Below are 19461 nucleotides of genomic sequence, written 5' to 3' on the forward strand. Positions count from 1 at the left end.
AAAACCATCTGTATCTGCACACTGCCAGGGACAGCTGGTCGTCTGGTATGACATGTCAGCCCGGCTGGCCGCTCTCGTAGTGCGAAAAAAAAACGGCCCGGTCTGAGAGCGACCGGGCCGTCATCTGCAAGCGCTACCAGGGGATCAGCCGTGTCCCAGATACGCCTTGCGCACGTCGCTGTTGGCCAGCAGGTTGGCACCGGTGTCGGACATGACCACGTGACCGTTCTCCAGCACATAGCCGCGATCAGCCACCCCCAGTGCCTTGTTGGCGTTCTGCTCGACCAGGAACACCGTCACGCCGCTTTCGCGGATGGTGCGGATGATCTCGAAGATCTGCGCGATCACCAGCGGTGCCAGTCCCAACGTGGGCTCGTCCAGCAACAGCAGGCGCGGCTTGCTCATCAGCGCACGGCCGATGGCCAGCATCTGCTGCTCGCCACCGGACATGGTGCCGGCGCGCTGGGCCGCGCGTTCCTTCAGGCGCGGGAACAGGCCGAAGACATACTCGATGCCTTGTTCGATGGCCTCGTTGCTGGCGAAGAAAGCGCCCATCTTGAGGTTTTCCAGCACGGTCAGGCTGGGGAAGACGCGCCGCCCTTCCGGCGAGATCGCCAGGCCGCGACGCATGATCTCGTGGGTCGGCAATGCGGTGATGTCCTGCCCCTCGAAGATCACGCGGCCGCTGGAGGCACGCGGACGTCCGCACAGCGTCATCAGCAGCGTGGTCTTGCCGGCCCCGTTGGCGCCGATCAGGGTGACGATCTCGCCCTTTTCCACATTCAGCGACACGCCGTGCAGCGCTTCGATGGCGCCGTAGTGGGTATGCACCTTGTCAAACTGCAGCATCATTCTTCTCCCAGGTAGGCCTTGATCACACGCTCGTCGCTGCGCACCTCGTCCGGGGTGCCGGTGACGATGGGCTTGCCGTGCTCCATGACGAGGATGCGGTCGGAGATGCCCATGATGAGGCTCATGTCGTGTTCGATCAGCAGCACGGCCACGCCGTGTTCGCGACGCAGGCGGTCGATCAGTTGCGAGAGCTCCTGCTTTTCCTGCGGATTCAGGCCGGCGGCGGGTTCGTCCAGCAACAGCAGGCGCGGCCGGGTGATCATGCAGCGGGCGATCTCCACCCGGCGCTGCAGGCCGTAGGAGAGCGTGCCGGCCTCGCGGTTGGCCAGCGCCGTCAGGCCCAGATGGTCCAGCCAGTAGGCGGCGCGTTGCAGCGCCTCCTGCTCGGAACGACGGTAGCCGGGGGTCTTCAAGAGGCCTGCCAGCAGGTTGGTATTGACCTGCTGGTGTTGCGCCACCAGCAGGTTTTCCACCACGGTCATGGACTTGAAGAGACGGATGTTCTGGAAGGTGCGCACCAGTCCCTGCTGTGCCACCTGGTGGCTGGGACGGCGGGCGATGGAGACGCCATCGAGCGCGATCTCGCCCGAGGTCGGCTGGTAGAAGCCGCTGATGCAGTTGAAGACGGTGGTCTTGCCGGCGCCGTTGGGGCCGATGATGGCGAAGACTTCACCTTCCTTGACCGACAGCGAGACGCCATCGACCGCCAGCAGGCCGCCGAAGCGCATCGACAGATTGGCCACTTCCAGCATGGTGTTCACAGGTTGGTTCATTGCGGCAGCTCCACATGCGGACGGGTGGCAGGCAGCAGTCCTTGCGGACGCCACATCATCATCAGCACCATCACCAGACCGAAGATGAGCATGCGGTATTCGGCAAAGCTGCGCGCCACTTCCGGCAGCACGGTCAGCAGGATGGCGGCCAGGATCACGCCCAGCTGCGAGCCCATGCCACCCAGCACGACGATGGCCAGGATCAGGGCGGACTCGATGAAGGTGAAGGATTCCGGCGTCACCAGACCCTGGCGGGCGGCGAAGAAGGAACCGGCCAGGCCGGCGAAGGCGGCGCCCAGCGTGAAGGCCGAGAGCTTGACCTTGGTCGGGTTGATGCCCAGCGAGCGGCAGGCGATCTCGTCTTCGCGCAGGGCTTCCCAGGCGCGGCCCATGGGCATGCGCAGCAGGCGGCTGGTGACCAGGTAGGTGAACAACACCATCAGCAGGGCCAGGAAGTACAGGAAGATCACCATGTGTCCACCCTGGTACGACAGACCGAACACCTGATGGAAGGTGGTACCACCCTCGGTCAGGGGGTTGCGCGCCATCGCCAGGCCGAACACGGTGGGCTTGGGGATGCCAGAGACACCATCGGGGCCGCCGGTCAGGCTGGTCATGTTGTTGAGCAGCAGGCGGATGATCTCGCCGAAGCCCAGCGTGACGATGGCCAGGTAGTCACCGCGCAGGCGCAGCACCGGGAAGCCCAGCAGGAAGCCGAACAGCGCCGCAGCCGCCGCCGACAGCGGCAGGCACTCCCAGAACGAGAGGCCGACATACTGGTTCAGCAGTGCATAGGTATAGGCCCCCACGGCGTAGAAGCCGACATAGCCCAGGTCCAGCAGGCCGGCGAAGCCGACCACGATGTTCAGGCCCAGGCCCAGCACCACGTAGATCAGCGCCAGGGTCATCACGTCCACGTAGCCACGCGAACCGAAGAAGGGCCATACCAGCGCCGCCATCAGCAGGATGATCACGGCGGCGCGCTGCTGGCGCGGCTGCATGCGTGGCAGGGCCGGCAGCTTCACGCCAGCGGCCGAGCGCGACAGCGCCGGCTTGACCAGCTGGAACAGGAACACGGCAATCACCGCCACCAGCACCGGGGTCCAGTGGGTATTGAGCACCACCCGGTAACCTTCCAGCTGCAATTGCATGCCCAGCAGCGGGATGGTCAGTACGGCGGTCACCAGCGCCGCCGCCACGGCATTCTTGAAAGTCTCAGGCATCACGCCTCCTTGAATAATTCGTTGTCCGTCAGGCGCGCTGCGCTCAGACCTTTTCGATATCGGGCTTGCCCAACAGGCCCGTGGGACGGAACAGCAGGATCAGCACCAGCAGGCCGAAGGACACCACGTCCTTGTATTCCGACGGCAGGTAGCCGGCGGCAAAGGTCTCGGCCAGGCCCAGCAGGACGCCGCCCAGCATGGCGCCGGGAATGCTGCCGATGCCACCCAGCACCGCCGCCGTGAAGGCCTTGATGCCGGCGATGAAGCCGATGTAGGGATTGAGCTTGCCGATGGTCAGCGCGATGAGTACACCACCGACCGCTGCCAGCATCGCACCCAATACAAAGGTGAAGGAAATGACCTTGTTGGTGTCGATACCCAGCAGGTTGGCCATGCCCATGTCCTCGGCGCAGGCGCGGCAGGCGCGGCCCATGCGCGAACGCGCGATGAATAGCGTGAGCGCCACCATCAGCAGCAGCGTGACACCGACGATGACCATGCGCGAATACGGCACGGTGACGGTGAAGTCGCTGCCCATCTGGAATTCCAGCGCGCCCGAGATCAGCACCGGCACCGACATGTCGCGCGCGCCCTGGCCGATCTGTACATAGTTCTGCAGGAAGATGGACATGCCGATGGCCGAGATCAGCGGCACCAGGCGCGGGCCGCCGCGCAGCGGGCGATAGGCCACGCGCTCGACGGTCCAGCCATACAGGCCCGTGACCAGTACCGACACGATCAGCGCGCCACCCAGCAGCAGCGGCAAAGGGTAGCCGGACTGCACGCCGATGGCGGTGAGCGTCACCAGGCCCACGTAGGAGGCGATCATGTAGATCTCGCCGTGGGCGAAGTTGATCATGCCGATGATGCCGTAGACCATGGTGTAGCCGATGGCGATCAAGGCATAGATCGCGCCCAGCGAAAGCCCGTTGACGAGCTGCTGGGTCAGTTGTGGGAGCAATTCATTCATGTGGAGGGTCCAGAAGTGGAAATGCCCCATCCGAGAATTTCGCGGTGGGGCATTTCGCTGTTTGACGTCAGGTCAGACGGTCATGCCAACGATTCGCGGGGAATCACTTGGCTTCGGTCTTGGTGGCGTCCTTGTGCCAGGTGAAGACCACGAACTTGAAGGACTTCAGGTCGCCCTTCTTGTCGTATTCGACATTGCCGATGGGGGTCTTGAAGCTGTTGGCGTGGATGTAGGCCGCGACCTTTTCCGGATCGGTGGACTTGGCGCCGGTGATGGCGTCGGCAATGATCTTCACGCCGGAATAGGCCGGCATCTGGAACGGACCGTTGGCGTCGCGCTTGGCGGCGGCAAAGGCCTTGACCAGGGCGGCATTGGCCGGGTCAGCGGCGAAGTCGGCCGGCAGGGTCACCAGCATGCCTTCGGAAGCCGGGCCGGCAATCGCGGTGATGTCCTTGTTGCCCACGCCTTCAGGGCCCATGAACACGGCCTTGACGCCCTGCTCACGCGCCTGGCGCATGATCAGGCCCATTTCCGGGTGGTAGCCGCCGAAGTAGACGAAGTCCACGCCCTGCGACTTGAGCTTGGTGACGATGGCGGAGTAGTCGCTGTCACCGGCATTGATGCCTTCGAACAGCACCACCGGCACCTTGGCGGCGTCCAGTGCGCCCTTGACCGAGGAAGCCACACCCTGGCCGTAGGACTGCTTGTCGTGCAGCACGGCGACCTTCTTGGGCTTGAGCTTTTCGATCACGTAGCGGGCAGCGGCAGGACCCTGCTGGTCATCGCGACCGATGGTGCGGAAGATGAACTTGTGCGGCTTGGCTTCGGTCAGCTGGGGAGCGGTGGCCGACGGGGTGATCATCACCACGCCTTCGTTTTCATAGATGTCGGAAGCCGGGATGGTGGAGCCGGAGCAGACGTGACCGATCACGTACTTGATGCCCTGGCTGACGATCTTGTTGGCCACGGCCACGGCTTGCTTGGGTTCGCAGGCGTCGTCCATCATCACGGCTTCGAACTTGTTGCCATTGGCGCCACCGGCGGCGTTGATCTGTTCGATCGCGGTCAGGGCACCGGCCTTGACCATGTCGCCGTACTGGGCCACGGCACCGGTCAGGGGACCGGCGATGGCGATCTTGACGGTCTCGGCATGCGCCACGCCGGCAAAGGCGGCGAAGGTGGCGGCGGCCAGGGCGATCTTGGTCAGACGGCTTGCAGATTTCATTGACGTTTCCTCCAGGATGGAACGGATTCAAGAGGCGCCGTTACCTGGCCAGCAGGCCGGCGCGCGTAGGGCTCCGGTTCTCTGGCCCTGATAATTCCGGGGGCCGGCCGAAGCATGGGGGCAGAGTGTAACACCCTCGTCATGAAGGGCAACTTTTTTTTGAGAATTGGCCATAGTCCGTCATTTTTACCCTGCTAAATTCGATTTCTCGCACATTTCATGCTGCTTTTCTTCATTTTCCTAAATTTGGTGCAGGCTCGCACTGCAGCATGATCTATTTCGGTGCGATGCACGCAAAGCCATGCTGGTGGCCGATTTGCAGCCGATCGGGGGAAACCGGTGGCAGGCCGGGCTGCCCACAATTACAATACGGCCTCGCCCCGCGTATTCCCGCAGAACAAGACCCGGTTTCGATGCTTCATTTCCTCCTCCGCTCCCCCCTGTTGCGCCGCCTGGCGCTGGCCATCCTGGCGGCTCCCCTGCTTTGTCCGGCGCTGGCCGGCGCTGCCGACATCAGGCAGTACCAGTATCACCAGGTCTTCATCAGCACCTGTCGCGCCGATCCGCGCAGCGACACCATCCGCATGTACTGGAAGGATGCCAATGGCGCGCCGCTGGGCAATTTCCTGCGGCTGGACGCCCATCTGCGCAGCCAGGGGCTGGACATGGTGTGCGCCACCAATGCCGGCATCTACGACAAGCAGCTGCAGCCGCTGGGTCTGTACGTCGAGGCCGGCACGCAGCTGCGCCGCCTCAATACGCGCAAGAACGCCTATGGCAACTTCTACCTGCAGCCCAATGGGGTGTTTGTCCTCAGCGAGCACCAGGCCTATATCGTGGAGACCTCGGACTACGAGGCCGAGCTGGGGCTGTGGAATTCGGTGGCACGCTATGCCACGCAGTCGGGGCCGCTGCTGATCGTGGATGGCAAGATCAACCCGCGCTTCGATCCCGATTCAGCCAATACGGTGGTGCGCAATGCCGCCTGCCTGGACGCAGCCGGGGTGGTCACGCTGGCCATTGCGCGCAATCCGATCAGCTTCCATGACTTCGCCAGTTTTTTGCGCGACGAACTGAAGTGTAGCGACGCCCTTTATCTGGACGGCAGCATCTCGCGCATGTATCCCACGCTGGAAGCCAATATGGGACCGGCTTTTGGCGCCATGATCGCGGTGGTGAAGCCACACAGCGCAAAGTGAGCGGCGAAAAAAAAGCCCGCAGCCAATAAACTGCGGGCAAGTTCCCTATCAAGAGGGAGGTTGAAGGAACAGTTCAACCACCTGTACGACTGCGGGCCGCAAAAAAAAGTTCGGAAAGATTTTGACGCCTTCCCCAGGAGGCAGAACGGCCTGCCCCATGGGCCCATCTCGCCCTGCCCGTCGCGCCCCTTTCACTAGCCTCTCACTGCCGTACCTCAAAAGAAAGCGCCGCGTCAGTTGCCTGACGCGGCGCATGCAGTGCTGTTCCCACTGCGGGATGATGGTGCGGCTGTTGCCGTTCTTGTCTGGCTCTTGTTATGCGAAGGCTGGCGCTTGAATGCTGTGCTTACTTCTTCTCGCCACCGGCGGTGTCGCCCGTGGTCGCAGGCGGCGTGCTCGGGCTGGTGGCCGAGGAATCCGACGGCGTGGTCGGAGTCGGGGTCGCCGGAGTGGCGGTCGAGCCGGAGTCAGCCGGTGCCGGTGTGGTCGGGGTGGTGGTGGCCGGAGCCGGTTCCGATGCGGCCGGCGGGGTGGCGGCCGGCGTGGCGGGCGCTTCGTCGCGCTTGTTGCAGCCGGCGAGCACGGCAGTAAAGACGGCGGCAGCCAAGAGGGTGTGGCGAATCTGCATGTTTTGCCTCCAAAGGTTGTTGATGGGTTGTGCCGACATTCGGCCAGATGCTTCTTCGCCGAAGTTCGACTGTTTCTGGATATGGATTATTCCCGCTCCGGCGGCCGCAGGCTGTCAGAAAATGGCGCATCTTGATGTCAGTCATCGCAGGCAATGTGAATCAAAAGGCAACACTTTTTTGCCTGAAAACCCGTATCATCGCCGCCTATGACGACCTTGCCCGCCCTCCTCCTGCCGCCCTCCCCTGGCCGCCGGATTACCCTGATCGCCGCCCTGCTCGCCGGCTTGTCCATGATGTCTGCGGCCCATGCCGACATTGCACCTGTCTCGCCGGCGCAGTGTGCCGACATGAAGGCGCGCAAGGTCATCACGGCGGCCAATCCGGTTCCCTGTGCGCGCCTGTCCCGGGTCAGCTTCGACTACACCGACTTCGACGGCGCCACCCGCCAGGGCGCGGTGGTGGTGCTGGATGCAGTGGCGCCGCAGGTGGAGTCGCTGTTCGGCGAACTGCTATTGCGCTCCTTTCCGCTGGCCGGTGCGCGCGCACTGGAAGAGTTCGATGGCGATGACCAGCGCTCCATGGCCGCCAATAACAGTTCTGCCTTCAACGGTCGGCCCATGACCGGCGGCGGTGGCTGGTCCAAGCATGCCTACGGCGCCGCCATCGATATCAATCCCCTGCAGAACCCCTATGTCAGCCAAGCGGGCAGCAGCGCGCAGGAAGTGCTCCCGCCCAAGGGCAGCAGCTACCTGCAGCGCACGCCCGCGCAAGCCGGCATGGCCGAGGAGGTGGTGAGCGTGTTCTACGATCACGGCTTCCTGGTCTGGGGTGGCCAGTGGAAGCAACCCATCGACTACCAGCACTTCGAGATCGGCAGCCGTGGCTTCATCGTCCGCCTGGCCAGCCTGCCCAGGGCGCAGGCGCGGGCCGAGTTCGAGCGTTATGTGGCGGCCTACCGCCGGTGCGCGCATCCGGGCGTACCGGGCGCACCGGGTGCACAGGCCGCCGCCACCAGCGATGGCGACGACGACACGGCGGAAGACACCACCCTGCGCGACCAGTGCGCGGCACGCCTGCGCAAATGAAGCGATCCGACGCCGCCAGCCGGTACAGGTAAAGATGCGCAAGTTTGGGTAAACCGGCGTAGCAGCACGCTATCACGCACCTTATACTGCCCCGGCAACATCGGTCTGGGCGCTCGCCCGGGGGGACAGCCTTAATCAGGAGTGCACGCATGTCGATCAATTCCATTTCTTCCATCTACCACAGCAATACGCCGGCCAACACGCAGCAAACGACGAAGAAGCCGGCCGTCAATTTCAACGACATCCTCAATGCGGCCGGTCAGTCCGCCCAGGTGGCGCAGGCTGCCAGCACCCAGCCCAGCAGCACCGACACCTTCACCACGACGCCGACCCGCACGGTCTGACACGATCGAGATTCACGCATCACCCCGGGCGAACCGCCCATGAAAAAGGCCGGAGGGCGTAGGGCTGTAGCTACGTCCTCCGGCCTTTTGATTTGTCCGCGCAAGGCTATACTGCGGCTTCACGCGCCCGACCGGCGCCCTGGAGACCCGATGCCCGAGCAAGCCCCTGTGAGCGCGCTGCAGATTCGCGGCGCACGCCACGACGACTACCCGCAATGGAAGATCCTGTGGGATGACTACAATGCCTTCTACGGTCGCAGCGGCGCCACCGCCCTGCCCCTGACGATCACCCAGGCCACCTGGGCGCGCATCCACGATGCTGGCGAGCCGGTCCATGCGCTGGTGGCCGAAGCCGACGGCCGGCTACTGGGCCTGGCACACTACCTCTACCACCGCAATACCATCCTGATCGGACCGACCTGCTATCTGCAGGATCTGTTCACCACCGAAGCCGCCCGCGGACGCGGCGTGGGGCGCGCACTGATCGAAGAGCTCTACCGCCGTGCGGCTGCCGATGGCGCCGAACGCGTCTACTGGCATACCCACCACGGCAATGCGACGGCGCGCCGGCTCTATGACACGCTGGCCATCGACTCCGGCTTCATCGTCTATCGCAAGAACCTGTAGGCGCGTCTGCGTTCAACCCTGGGTATTGACCTCAGATACTGGCCTCATTGAGCGCCGCGACGATGTCGGCGCGCTTGAGCTCGGGGGCGAACTGCTGGATGAAGTCCAGCGCATAGCCACGCAGGTAGGCGCCTCGGCGCACCGCCAGTCGGGCGATGTTGGCCTTGAACAGGTGCGCCGCATTGATGGCGACCATGTCCTGGTGCTTGCCCTGGTCGACCGCCATCGAGGCCACCAGGCCCACGCCCATGCCCAGCGACACGTATTGCTGGATCACGTCCGAATCCATGGCGGTGAGCACGATGTCGGGCTCGATGCCGGCCTGGCGGAAGGCGTCGTCGATATGGCCCCGACCGGTAAAGCCGACGTCATAGGTGATCAGGGGCCAGGTCCCCAGGTCTTCCAGGGTCACCTGTTCCAGACCCAGCAGCGGGTGGCCCTTCGGCACCACGATCACGTGGCTCCAGGTATAACAGGGGAAGGACACCAGTTCCTTGAACTGCGACAGGCCTTCGGTGGCGATGCCGATGTCGGCCTTGCCGGAGATGACCCATTCGGCGATGTGTTCCGGCGCGCTCTGCTGGAGCGCGATGCGCACCTGTGGAAAGGCGTCGCGGAAGGCCTGCACGATGCGCGGCAGCACGTAGCGGGCCTGGGTGTGGGTGGTGGCGATGGAGAGCGTGCCGCTCTGCTCGCCGGCGTATTCCTTGCTGGCGCGGCGCAGGTTCTCGGCTTCCAGCAGCAGCCGTTCGACGATGCCCAGGATGCCCTTGCCGGGCTCGGTCAGGCCGATCAGGCGCTTGCCGTTGCGTTCGAAGATTTCCACGCCCAGTTCTTCTTCCAGCTCGCGAATCTGGCGACTCACGCCAGGTTGCGAGGTGAACAGCACATTGGCCACTTCGGTCAGGTTGAAGCCGCAACGGGCGGCTTCGCGGATGGAGCGCAGTTGCTGGAAGTTCATCGTGCCGTCCCTCCCTCCTGCTGGGCAAACACCTGCAGGCGGCGCGGGCGCACCACCAGGGTGTCGCCATTCTTCAGTCCCAGCTGCGCAAAGCGTTCGTTGGGGATGACGGCTTCGATGAGCTCGGCGTTGTCGTCGCGTTCCAGTTCCAGCTGGGCCAGCGGGCCGATGGCATGGGCGCGGCGCAGTTGCACCACGATGCCCTGGGCACCGGGCGCGTAGCGTTCCACGTCCAGATCGTGCGGCCGCACGTAACCGACGCCGGACGCATCGCGGGTATCGTCATGGCCGGGCGCCTCGAAACGGGCACCGGCGGCATCCAGCACGCCCTCGTGCAGGCGGCCATGGAACAGGTTCACATTGCCCAGGAAGCCGTAGACGAAGGGCGAGGCCGGATGGTTGTAGACCGCTTCGGGCGTGCCGATCTGTTCCACCTGTCCCTTGTTCATCAGCACCACCTGGTCGGCCACTTCGAGCGCTTCTTCCTGGTCGTGGGTGACGAAGATGCTGGTGACGTGCAATTCATCATGCAGGCGTCGCAGCCAGCGGCGCAGTTCCTTGCGCACCTTGGCATCGAGTGCACCGAAGGGTTCGTCCAGCAACAGCACGCGTGGCTCGACGGCCAGTGCGCGCGCCAGGGCGATGCGCTGGCGCTGCCCGCCCGAGAGTTGCGGCGGATAGCGGTCGGCCAGCCAGTCCAGCTGCACCAGTTCCAGCAGGCTCTTGACCTTTTCGCGGATGGCCGCTTCCGAAGGGCGCTGGGCGCGCGGTTTCACGCGCAGGCCGAAGGCGATGTTCTCGAACACGGTCATGTGCTTGAACAGGGCGTAGTGCTGGAACACGAACCCGACCTGGCGCTCGCGCACATGGCGTGCCGAGGCGTCTTCGCCATCCAGCAGCACCTGGCCGGAGTCAGGCGATTCCAGCCCGGCGATGATGCGCAACAGCGTGGTCTTGCCGCAGCCCGAGGGCCCCAGCAGCGCGGTCAGTTCGCCGGCCGGGAAGTTGAGCGAGACGTCGTTGAGTGCGGTGAAGCTGCCGAAACGCTTTTGGATGTGATGGACTTCGATGCTCATGAGAACTCCTTAGACTTGCTCGCTGGCGCTGTGCTGCTGGTGCAGCCGCCACTCGATGACACTCTTGATGGCCAGTGTGACCAGGGCCAGGAAAGCCAGCAGCGAGGCCACGGCAAAGGCGCCGGTGATGTTGAATTCGTTGTAGAGGATTTCGACCTGCAGCGGGATGGTGTTGGTCTCGCCCCGGATGTGGCCGGAGACCACCGATACCGCGCCGAACTCGCCCATGGCACGGGCGTTGCAGAGGATCACGCCATACAGCAGGCCCCATTTGATGTTGGGCAGGGTCACGTGCCAGAAGGTGCGCCAGCCGGAGGCGCCCAGCACCAGCGCGGCTTCCTCTTCTTCGCTGCCCTGCGACTGCATCAGCGGGATCAGCTCGCGCGCCACGAACGGGAAGGTCACGAAGATGGTGGCCAGCACGATGCCCGGCACGGCGAAGAGGATCTTGATGTCATGTTCGCGCAGCCAGGGGCCGAGGTAGCCTTGCAGGCCGAACAGCAGCACGTAGATCAGGCCCGAGATCACCGGCGAGACCGAGAACGGCAGGTCGATCAGGGTCAGCAGCACGTTCTTGCCGCGGAACTCGAACTTGGCGATGGCCCACGCTGCCGCCACGCCGAATACCAGGTTCAGCGGTACGGCGATGGCCGCCGTGATCACCGTCAGCTTGATGGCCGACCAGGCGTCGGCCTCGGTGATGGAGGCCACATAGACATCCCAGCCCTTGCGCAAGGCTTCATAGAACACCGCCACCAGCGGCACGAACAGGAACAGCGTCAGGAACACCAGGGCAATGCCGATCAACAGGGCTCGCACCCAGAACGGTTCCAGGGTGGCTCCGGGGGTGATCGGCGGCTCGCCGCGGGCGATGTTCTGGGAGGCGAGGGAAACAGGCGCGCCACTCATCTCAGGTCCTCTCCGCCTGGCCGCGCTTGCGGGTCCAGGCTTGCAACAGGTTGATGGTCAACAGCAAGACGAAGGACACCAGCAGCATCACCATGGCGATGGCGGTGGCGCCGGCGTAGTCGTACTGCTCCAGCTTGGTGACGATGAACAGCGGCGTGATCTCCGACACCATCGGCATGTTGCCGGCGATGAAGACCACCGAGCCGTATTCGCCGGAGGCGCGCGCGAAGGCCAGCGCAAACCCGGTCAGCAGCGCCGGCAGGATGGTGGGGAAGACCACGCGGGTGAAGGTCTGCCAGCGGTTGGCGCCCAGGCTGGCGGCGGCTTCTTCGAGCTCGCGCTCGGCCTCTTCCAGCACCGGTTGCACGGTGCGCACCACGAACGGCAGGCCGATGAAGGTCAGCGCCACCAGCACACCCAGCGGGGTGAAGGCGACCTTGATGCCCAGCGGGGCGAGCAGCTTGCCCAGCCAGCCGTTCTGCGAATACAGGGTGGTCAGGGCGATACCGGCCACGGCCGTGGGCAGGGCAAATGGCAGGTCGACCAGGGCGTCGATGATGCGCTTGCCCGGGAAACGGTAGCGCACCAGCACCCAGGCCACGATGCCGCCGAAGATCACGTTCAGGAACGCACCGATCAGGGAGGCCCCGAAGCTGAGGCGATAGGACGCCATCACCCGTGGCGAGGTCACGGCATCGATGAAACCGCCCCAGGTCAGCGTGAAGGTCTTCAGGAACAAGGCCGACAGCGGGATCAGGACGATCAGTGCCAGATAGAAGATGGTGAAGCCCAGCGACAATCGGAAACCGGGCAATACGCGCCGGCCGGTCCCGCCGGAAGCGGCCACCGGAGCGGCCCGGGGGGCCGCCAGGGAAACAGGGGTTGCGGACATGTCGTTCTCTTTTTATTACAAATGCGACTATAGGTGACCGATAATCGCATTCGCAGGTTATAAAGAGAACGAAGTTTTTTGCATGCCTTTAGAAGAAAAGCGCATAAGAAGCCACCGAAAACCGTCTTTATGTGCGCGGCCCTGCAGACCGAATACGCCTCAGGGAATCTGCTCCAGCAACTCCAGCAACCATTGCTGGCCCTGTGTCCAGTCGCCCAGGCCGGACTCGGAATTGATATGCCCGCGGGGGCCGATGGAGCGGAACTGTGCGCCCCAGGCCTCGGCCCAGTGGCGGGCGCGGTCGGCGCTCATCCAGGGGTCGTTGTCGCTGCCGACCACCAGGGCCGGATACGGCAGCCGGTGGCGTACCGCCGAGCTCACGCTGAATTTGGCCGGATCGGCCGGTGCCACCAGCAGGGCTGCCACGATGGGATGGGCCGAGCCCCCTTCGGCCAGCAGGGCAGCGGTGCGCTGCACGGTGGTCAGGCATCCGAAGCTGTGCGCCACGATCACGGTCGGTCGGCCATCGCGCGCCAGCACTTCGCCCAGGCGATGCGACCAGGCCGGCAGGTCGGGGGTTTCCCAGTCGTCTTGCTGCACCCGTTCGAAGGCCGGATAGAGGCGTTGCCAGCGCGATTGCCAGTGCTCGGGGCCGCTATCGGACAGGCCCGGCGCCACCAGTACGCGGAAATCGGACAGCCGCGCCGGGGCCGGGGAAACGTGGGACGACAGACTCATGCAGGCCTCGCTGTTGAGGATAGGGAAGACCGAGTATGCCTCAAGCCGCATCCCGGATGCCCGATATCTGGTCCGGCAGTCTTGCACCAGGGGTGTCCCACAGATAGCCCTGGGCGTGGATGGGCTGGGCCAGGGCCTGGCCGAACTGGCTCAGCTTGTCGAAGACCTCGCGGTTCTCGACGCGCTTGAAGAAGATGCGTACGCCCTGCTCCGCCGCCCGCAGCAAGAGCAAGGCCACGCTGTCGGGATCGGGCAGTTCGCGGGCATCGACCTTGATCAGGTCCGGCTTGATCTTGTCCAGCAGGCCCAGCGCCTCCAGCGGGCTATTGGCCGAGACCCCGAGGCGGAAGCCATTGCGGCGGTAATTGTCCAGCACATAGTTGAGCAGCCAGCGCTGGTTGGGCGTGACCACCGGCAGTTGCAGCACGATGCGCTCGTGCGGCAACTCCAGCGCCGCCAGGATGCGGCGGTAGGCCACGCCATGATTGTTGTTGACGGCGGCCAGCAGGCGCGCATGCACCGACAGATGCAGCTCGGGGGCGTCGGTATCGCCCAGACCGCCCTGCCCGACCTGACGGTAATAGTTGATGGCGTGCAGCATGCGGCACAGGCGGTCCAGCTCGACCGATTCGTCGTCGCTGGCGGCCTGGTCGAGCAGCTTCCAGAGATGGAGTCCGTCATCGACCGCCGAATGACTGCGGGCAAAGGCTTCACATGCGACGATGCTGCCCTGTTCGAAGCTGCGCACCGGCTGGAAGGCCGAGGTCAGCGATGTATTGAAGAAACGCCCTGCGGCACGTCCCTGCTCATCCAGCCAGACCTTGGAGGAGGTCGACTGGGTGGCTTGCAGACGCGCCAGGTAAGCATCCAAAGCCTGATATGCCATCGGGCCTGCTCCTGGAAAAATATGCCGCCCGGGCGAGATTGACCGATGGGCGGCCGGAAAAGATCACAGCTTGGCGATCGACACTTCGGTGGCCTTGACCAGCGCCACGACTTCGCTGCCGATGGTCAGGCCCAGGTCCTTGACCGAACGGGTGGTGATGACGGAAGTGACGATACCGGCCGGGGTCTCGACATCCACCTCGGACACCACCGAACCTTCGATGATGGCCTTGACCTTGCCCTTGAACTGGTTACGTACGTTGATCGCTTGAATGGTCATGCTCTGCTCCTTGATGAAACGGCGTCGGCACCTGCCGCGCCGCATGGGTTGAAATGGTAGGACTCTCTGAAACGGTCAAATCATGTGCGGCCTCAGACCGCCCACTGCACCTGCTGCACGCCGCGTGGGACAAAAGCAGGCTCCAGTTCTGCGGTGGCACCATCGTCGATTGCATTGGCGTCGCTGCCAGGATGACGCAGCACGCGCGCCAGGATGGCTTCTTCCAGCGCGGCAAACTGCGCCTGTCCGCGTGAGCGCGGGCGGGCCAGCGTGATGCGCTGATCCAGCGTCACCCGGCCGTCTTCGATGAGCAGCACGCGGTCGGCCAGGGCGACCGCTTCCTGTACGTCGTGGGTCACCAGCAAGGCGGTGAAGCCGCGCTCGCGCCATAGCGATTCGATCAGGGCCTGCATCTCGATGCGGGTCAGGGCGTCAAGCGCCCCCAACGGCTCGTCCAGCAACAGCAATTGCGGGTCGTGCACCAGCGCCCGGGCCAGGGCCACGCGTTGCCGCTGGCCACCCGAGAGCACCGCCGGCCATTCACCGGCGCGCTGATCCAGGCCGACCTGCTGCAGGGCGTGCAGGGCAAGCGGCGCGTGCTGCCTGGGCAGCCCCAGCGCAACATTGGCCTGCACCCGCTTCCAGGGCAGCAGGCGCGCATCCTGGAACATGATGCGCACTTCGGGTTCGCCGCCGGCATCGTGTTCGTAGACCACCTCACCGCCGCTGGCTGCATCCAGTTGCGCCACCAGGCGCAGCAGCGTGCTCTTGCCGCAACCACTGCGACCGACGATGGCGACGAATTCGCCGGGGGCGATGTCCAGATCGATGTCGTGCAACACGGTGCGACCGCTGAAGGCCTTGGACACGGCGCGCAGCTTCAAGCCCACGCCGCGACCGGCAGCGCGACCCAGTGCCTGGTTTTCCTGTTGGTCGTGACGCATACGGTTCTCCTGATGCGAATTCATTGGTAACCCGGATGCCAGCGCAGCCAGAAGCGCTCCAGCGCACGGGCAGCGGTATCGGCCAGCTTGCCCAGCAAGGCATAGAGCAGGATGCCGACCAGCACCACATCGGTCTGCAGGAATTCGCGGGCATTCATGGTCATGTAGCCGATGCCGGACTGGGCGGAGATGGTCTCGGCCACGATCAGCAGCACCCACACCAGGCCCAGCGCGAAGCGCAGCCCGACCAGGATGGATGGCAAGGCGCCCGGCAGGATCACGTCGCGATACAGCGGCCAGCCCGACAGGCCATAGCTCCTGGCCATCTCGATCAGGCCCTGGTCCACCGAGCGGATGCCGTGGAAGGTATTGAGATAGACCGGGAAGAACACGCCCACCGAGACCAGGAACAGCTTGGCCGTCTCGTCGATGCCGAACCACAGGATGACCAGCGGGATCAAGGCCAGGGCCGGAATATTGCGCACCATCTGCAGGGTGGTATCGAGCAGCAGTTCGGCCGAGCGCAGGCTGCCGGAAAGCAGGCCCAGCACCAGGCCCAGCCCGGCACCGACCGCAAAGCCCGAGGCCGCGCGACCACTGGAGACGGCCAGGTGGCGCCACAGCTCGCCGGAGGCCGACAGTTTCCAGGCCGCCGTCAGGACCGCAAACGGTTCCGGCAGGATGCGGCTGGACAGCCAGCCGGCCTGCGAGGCCAGTTGCCACCACGCCAGCAGCAGCACCGGCAACAGCCAGCCCACCCAGGCGCCACGCGCCTTGCGCGGCGAGCGGCCAGCCGCACGGGCGGCCTTGCCGGCGGGCGCGCTGGTGCTGGTGCTAGCGGCGCCGGTGGTAGCGCTGTTCAGCGGATTGGATGCGCTCGTCATGCCTGCCTCAGCTGGCCGACACGCGCACCGGCGCGGCCTTGGGAAGCTCGGTGTTGCCGACGATCTCGCCGAAGGGGCCGGTCAGGTTGAATCCCGGCAGGGTCTCGCGCTGCGCACGTGGCAACAGCGGGAAGACCAGCTCGGCGAAGCGATACGATTCTTCCAGGTGCGGGTAACCCGAGAGGATGAAGGTGTCGATGCCCAGCGCTGCATATTCCTTGAGACGTTCGGCGACCGTGGGGCCATCGCCCACCAGCGCGGTACCGGCACCGCCGCGCACCAGGCCGACCCCAGCCCACAGGTTGGGGCTCACTTCCAGCTTGTCGCGTCGGCCGCCGTGCAGGGCCGCCATGCGACGCTGCCCTTCCGAATCCATGCGGGCGAAATTGGCCTGGGCCTTGGCGATGGTCTCGTCGTCCAGGCGGCTGATCAGTTCATCGGCGGCGCGCCAGGCGGCTTCATTGGTCTCGCGCACGATCACGTGCAGGCGGATGCCGAAACGCAGGGTGCGACCGGCGCGGGCGGCGCGTTCGCGCACGCGGGCGATCTTCTCGGCCACGGCAGCCGGTGGTTCGCCCCAGGTCAGGTAGACGTCCACCTGCTCGGCGGCCAGGTCGATGGCCTCGTCCGAGGAACCGCCGAAGTACAGCGGCGGATAGGGTTTCTGCAGGGGCGGATAGAGCGCCTTGGCGCCCTTGACGCGCAGGTGCTTGCCCTCGAAATGGGTCTCTTCGCCGGTATGGGTCTTGGCCAGCACCTCGCGCCAGATCTTGAGGAACTCGTCGGAAATCTCGTAACGCTCGGCATGGCTGCCGAAAATGCCATCGCTCTCCTGCTCGACCGGGTCGCCGCCAGTGACGACGTTGATCAGCAGGCGGCCATTGGAGAGACGGTCGAAGGTGGCGGCCATGCGTGCCGACAGCGTCGGCGCGGTCAGGCCGGGGCGCACCGCCACCAGGAATTTCAGGCGGCGGGTGGCGTCGATCAGGCTGGCGGCGGCCACCCAGGCGTCTTCGCAGGAACGGCCGGTGGGCAGCAGCACGCCGTCGTAGCCCAGCGTGTCGGCGGCCACAGCGACCTGCTTCATGTAGTCATGACTGACCGGGCGCGCGCCTTCGGTGGTACCGAGGTAGCGGCTGTCGCCATGGGTGGGGATAAACCAGAAAACGTTCATGTTTGACTCCTGTGCTGCGGCAACCGGGTGGACATCATTTGAGGACGGCATCGCTGACCTTGAGTTGTTTGGGGATCAGCTTCAGTTCATAGAAGGCATCGGCGATCTTCTGCTGCTCGGCCAGCACCTGGGCGTCGACCGGCTTGTAGACGTGGGCGTAGCGCTTCAAGCCGGTTTCGATGATGTCGGCATTCAGGCCCTGGATGGGCGCCAGCTGGGCCGCAGCGTCGCCGGTATGGGTGCGCACCCACGCACCTTCGCGGGTGATCTCTTCCAGCAGGACCTTCTGCACCTGCGGATTCTTCGCCGCGAAAGGACGCGCGCTCAGGAAGAACTGGTGATGGCTGACCGCGCCCACGCCGCTGGCCAGACGCCGCGCACCGACCTGCTTTTCGGCGGCCGCCTGGAACGGGTCCCAGATCGCCCAGGCATCGACGGCACCGCGTTCGAAGGCGGCGCGGGCATCGGCCGGCGCCAGGTAGACCGGCTGGATGTCGCTGTATTGCAGGCCGGCCTTCTTGAGCAGGGCCACCACCAGCCAGTGCACGTCGGACCCCTTGTTGAAGGCGATCTTCTTACCCTTCAGTTCAGCCACGCTCTTGATCGGTGAATTCTTTTGCACCAGCAGGCCTTCGGCATCCGGCGTCGGGATTTCGTAGGCGGTATAGACGAAGTCGGCGCCGGCAGCCTGGGCAAAAACGGGCGGGGCTTCACCGACGTAGCCGAAATCGACCGAGCCGACATTGAGCGCTTCCAGCAATTGCGGACCGGCCGCGAACTCGGCCCATTTCACTTCCACGCCCAGCGGCTGCAGGCGCTTTTCCAGCGTACCGTGGGCCTTGAGCAAGACCAGGGTATTGGCTGCCTTCTGGTAGCCGATGCGCAGGACCTTGGCTTCCTGGGCCTGCACCGCGGCGGCGCCCAGGGCAAGGGTTGCGGTCGCCAGCGCCAGGGCCGACAGGCCGACCAGCGTGCGACGACGGGAGGAATGGACAATCTTGTTCTTGTTGGCGGACACGTTTTTCTCCAGATTTGGGCGTGCAGAGGGCCTTCGGCTGCACCGGCCGATGATTTTTCAGACGTTCAAGGTTCAGACGTTCAAGATAGGCCGGATCACTCCGGCCGGTTTCAATACGGGATGTCAGTCAGCGTCGGCATGCATCAGTAGGAGACGCTGTACTGCAATTGCGAGAACGGTATTTCGCGGAACTCTTCCGGCGCTGCCTTGTGCAGGGCCAACAGGCTGGCCGACAACTGTGCCACGCCTTCATCGACGCGGGTGGCAATGGGCGTATCCAGCACCAGACCCTGCTCTTCGCTCCAGGTCACCTGGGCCTCGGTGGCGTAGATGCTGGGCAGGACATGCTTGGGATTGAGCGAGGACAGCACCGGTCGCAAGGCGTAGTCCAGCGCCAGCATGTGCGACTGACTGCCACCGGTGCCCAGCGGCAGCACCAGCTTGTTGGTCAGGCCGAACTGCGGCAGCAGGTCGAGGAAGGCCTTGAGGATGCCGCTGTAGGCCGCCTTGTAGACCGGGGTGGCGACCACCACGGCCGAAGCTTCCTCCACTGTGGACAGGGCAGCCTTGATCTCCGCATTGTTCCAGTCGGCGCGCAGGATGGCCTGGCCCGGCAGGTCGCGCACCTCCAGACGGGCATGGCGGTGGCCGAGCTGGGCCAGCTTGTCGCCGACGTGGTGCAGCAGACGGGTGGAGCGGGAAGGCGCCGAAGGGCTGCCGGCCAGGAGCAGGATGGTCATGTCTTATGCTTGAGCGTTGAGCGGGAGGAAGCG

At 64.7% G+C, this 19461-nt stretch carries 22 protein-coding genes; 4 read left to right on the plus strand and 18 right to left on the minus strand.

The features are described from left to right. Window positions 1-144: 144 nt before the first annotated feature. From ACEOAC_RS16970 to ACEOAC_RS16990, 5 genes are all read right to left on the minus strand, one after another. Entirely contained in the window at window positions 145-849 is a 705-nt protein-coding gene (locus tag ACEOAC_RS16970) for an ABC transporter ATP-binding protein (RefSeq protein WP_006464509.1), read from the minus strand. Next, window positions 849-1625 carry a high-affinity branched-chain amino acid ABC transporter ATP-binding protein LivG gene (livG, locus tag ACEOAC_RS16975; protein ID WP_241812849.1) on the minus strand — a complete coding sequence of 259 codons (777 nt, stop codon included), beginning with the start codon at window positions 1623-1625 and terminating at the stop codon, window positions 849-851. The genes ACEOAC_RS16970 and livG overlap by 1 nt, the downstream gene beginning before the upstream one ends. Continuing rightward, entirely contained in the window at window positions 1622-2848 is a 1227-nt protein-coding gene (locus ACEOAC_RS16980) for a high-affinity branched-chain amino acid ABC transporter permease LivM (protein WP_006464507.1), read from the minus strand. The genes livG and ACEOAC_RS16980 overlap by 4 nt, the downstream gene beginning before the upstream one ends. Before the next feature lie 43 nt (window positions 2849-2891). Beyond that, a complete protein-coding gene (gene livH / locus ACEOAC_RS16985; RefSeq protein WP_006464506.1) occupies window positions 2892-3818 on the minus strand; it encodes a high-affinity branched-chain amino acid ABC transporter permease LivH in 927 nt (308 codons plus the stop codon). A 103-nt stretch (window positions 3819-3921) separates the two neighbouring features. Beyond that, window positions 3922-5043, minus strand: coding sequence for a branched-chain amino acid ABC transporter substrate-binding protein (locus ACEOAC_RS16990; RefSeq protein ID WP_077235111.1), 1122 nt, complete (start codon window positions 5041-5043; stop codon window positions 3922-3924). 413 nt (window positions 5044-5456) lie between these two features. On the opposite strand from ACEOAC_RS16990, the gene ACEOAC_RS16995 reads away from it, so the two are divergent. After that, the gene (locus ACEOAC_RS16995) at window positions 5457-6242 is read left to right on the plus strand and encodes a phosphodiester glycosidase family protein (RefSeq protein ID WP_413444422.1); all 786 of its coding nucleotides are present in this window, start codon (window positions 5457-5459) and stop codon (window positions 6240-6242) included. 346 nt (window positions 6243-6588) lie between these two features. On the opposite strand, the gene ACEOAC_RS17000 is transcribed toward ACEOAC_RS16995, so the two are convergent. Beyond that, the gene (locus ACEOAC_RS17000; protein WP_039876100.1) at window positions 6589-6870 is read right to left on the minus strand and encodes a hypothetical protein; all 282 of its coding nucleotides are present in this window, start codon (window positions 6868-6870) and stop codon (window positions 6589-6591) included. A 207-nt stretch (window positions 6871-7077) separates the two neighbouring features. On the opposite strand from ACEOAC_RS17000, the gene ACEOAC_RS17005 reads away from it, so the two are divergent. The 3 genes from ACEOAC_RS17005 to ACEOAC_RS17015 all read left to right on the plus strand — a co-directional run bounded on the left by ACEOAC_RS17005 (window position 7078) and on the right by ACEOAC_RS17015 (window position 8927). Further along, window positions 7078-7956, plus strand: coding sequence for a M15 family metallopeptidase (locus ACEOAC_RS17005; RefSeq protein ID WP_413628468.1), 879 nt, complete (start codon window positions 7078-7080; stop codon window positions 7954-7956). A 149-nt stretch (window positions 7957-8105) separates the two neighbouring features. Then, complete coding sequence (locus tag ACEOAC_RS17010; RefSeq protein WP_413445992.1) at window positions 8106-8300, plus strand: hypothetical protein; 195 nt, start codon at window positions 8106-8108, stop codon at window positions 8298-8300. A 150-nt stretch (window positions 8301-8450) separates the two neighbouring features. Further along, on the plus strand, window positions 8451-8927 hold the full coding sequence (locus ACEOAC_RS17015; RefSeq protein ID WP_413628469.1) for an N-acetyltransferase family protein: 477 nt from the start codon (window positions 8451-8453) through the stop codon (window positions 8925-8927). Window positions 8928-8958: 31 nt separating this feature from the next. Here ACEOAC_RS17015 and ACEOAC_RS17020 read toward each other — a convergent pair whose 3' ends face one another. The 12 genes from ACEOAC_RS17020 to ssuE all read right to left on the minus strand — a co-directional run bounded on the left by ACEOAC_RS17020 (window position 8959) and on the right by ssuE (window position 19428). Beyond that, complete coding sequence (locus ACEOAC_RS17020) at window positions 8959-9888, minus strand: CysB family HTH-type transcriptional regulator (protein WP_413445092.1); 930 nt, start codon at window positions 9886-9888, stop codon at window positions 8959-8961. After that, window positions 9885-10964 (minus strand): sulfate/molybdate ABC transporter ATP-binding protein, encoded by a 1080-nt coding sequence (locus ACEOAC_RS17025; protein WP_006464496.1) that lies wholly within the window; start codon window positions 10962-10964, stop codon window positions 9885-9887. The genes ACEOAC_RS17020 and ACEOAC_RS17025 overlap by 4 nt, the downstream gene beginning before the upstream one ends. Before the next feature lie 9 nt (window positions 10965-10973). Continuing rightward, on the minus strand, window positions 10974-11873 hold the full coding sequence (gene cysW / locus ACEOAC_RS17030) for a sulfate ABC transporter permease subunit CysW (RefSeq protein ID WP_006464495.1): 900 nt from the start codon (window positions 11871-11873) through the stop codon (window positions 10974-10976). A 1-nt stretch (window position 11874) separates the two neighbouring features. Further along, a complete protein-coding gene (gene cysT, locus ACEOAC_RS17035; protein WP_077235102.1) occupies window positions 11875-12765 on the minus strand; it encodes a sulfate ABC transporter permease subunit CysT in 891 nt (296 codons plus the stop codon). A 159-nt stretch (window positions 12766-12924) separates the two neighbouring features. Further along, on the minus strand, window positions 12925-13503 hold the full coding sequence (locus ACEOAC_RS17040) for an RBBP9/YdeN family alpha/beta hydrolase (RefSeq protein WP_413445091.1): 579 nt from the start codon (window positions 13501-13503) through the stop codon (window positions 12925-12927). 40 nt (window positions 13504-13543) lie between these two features. Beyond that, window positions 13544-14389, minus strand: coding sequence for an EAL domain-containing protein (locus ACEOAC_RS17045; RefSeq protein WP_006464492.1), 846 nt, complete (start codon window positions 14387-14389; stop codon window positions 13544-13546). A 63-nt stretch (window positions 14390-14452) separates the two neighbouring features. Next, window positions 14453-14668: a TOBE domain-containing protein gene (locus ACEOAC_RS17050; protein ID WP_006464491.1), complete on the minus strand. Its 216-nt coding sequence runs from the start codon at window positions 14666-14668 to the stop codon at window positions 14453-14455. A gap of 92 nt (window positions 14669-14760) precedes the next feature. Next, window positions 14761-15612, minus strand: coding sequence for an ATP-binding cassette domain-containing protein (locus ACEOAC_RS17055; RefSeq protein WP_413445090.1), 852 nt, complete (start codon window positions 15610-15612; stop codon window positions 14761-14763). Between the two features lie 20 nt (window positions 15613-15632). Further along, the gene (gene ssuC / locus ACEOAC_RS17060) at window positions 15633-16496 is read right to left on the minus strand and encodes an aliphatic sulfonate ABC transporter permease SsuC (protein WP_413628470.1); all 864 of its coding nucleotides are present in this window, start codon (window positions 16494-16496) and stop codon (window positions 15633-15635) included. 7 nt (window positions 16497-16503) lie between these two features. After that, complete coding sequence (ssuD, locus tag ACEOAC_RS17065) at window positions 16504-17670, minus strand: FMNH2-dependent alkanesulfonate monooxygenase (RefSeq protein WP_413628471.1); 1167 nt, start codon at window positions 17668-17670, stop codon at window positions 16504-16506. Between the two features lie 34 nt (window positions 17671-17704). After that, complete coding sequence (locus ACEOAC_RS17070; RefSeq protein WP_413445152.1) at window positions 17705-18688, minus strand: sulfonate ABC transporter substrate-binding protein; 984 nt, start codon at window positions 18686-18688, stop codon at window positions 17705-17707. A 143-nt stretch (window positions 18689-18831) separates the two neighbouring features. Beyond that, window positions 18832-19428 carry an NADPH-dependent FMN reductase gene (gene ssuE, locus ACEOAC_RS17075; protein WP_413445151.1) on the minus strand — a complete coding sequence of 199 codons (597 nt, stop codon included), beginning with the start codon at window positions 19426-19428 and terminating at the stop codon, window positions 18832-18834. Window positions 19429-19461: the final 33 nt, after the last annotated feature.

It is taken from the genome of Herbaspirillum frisingense (assembly GCF_047325095.1).
In the GTDB taxonomy this organism is placed as follows: Bacteria; Pseudomonadota; Gammaproteobacteria; order Burkholderiales; family Burkholderiaceae_D; genus Herbaspirillum; species Herbaspirillum frisingense.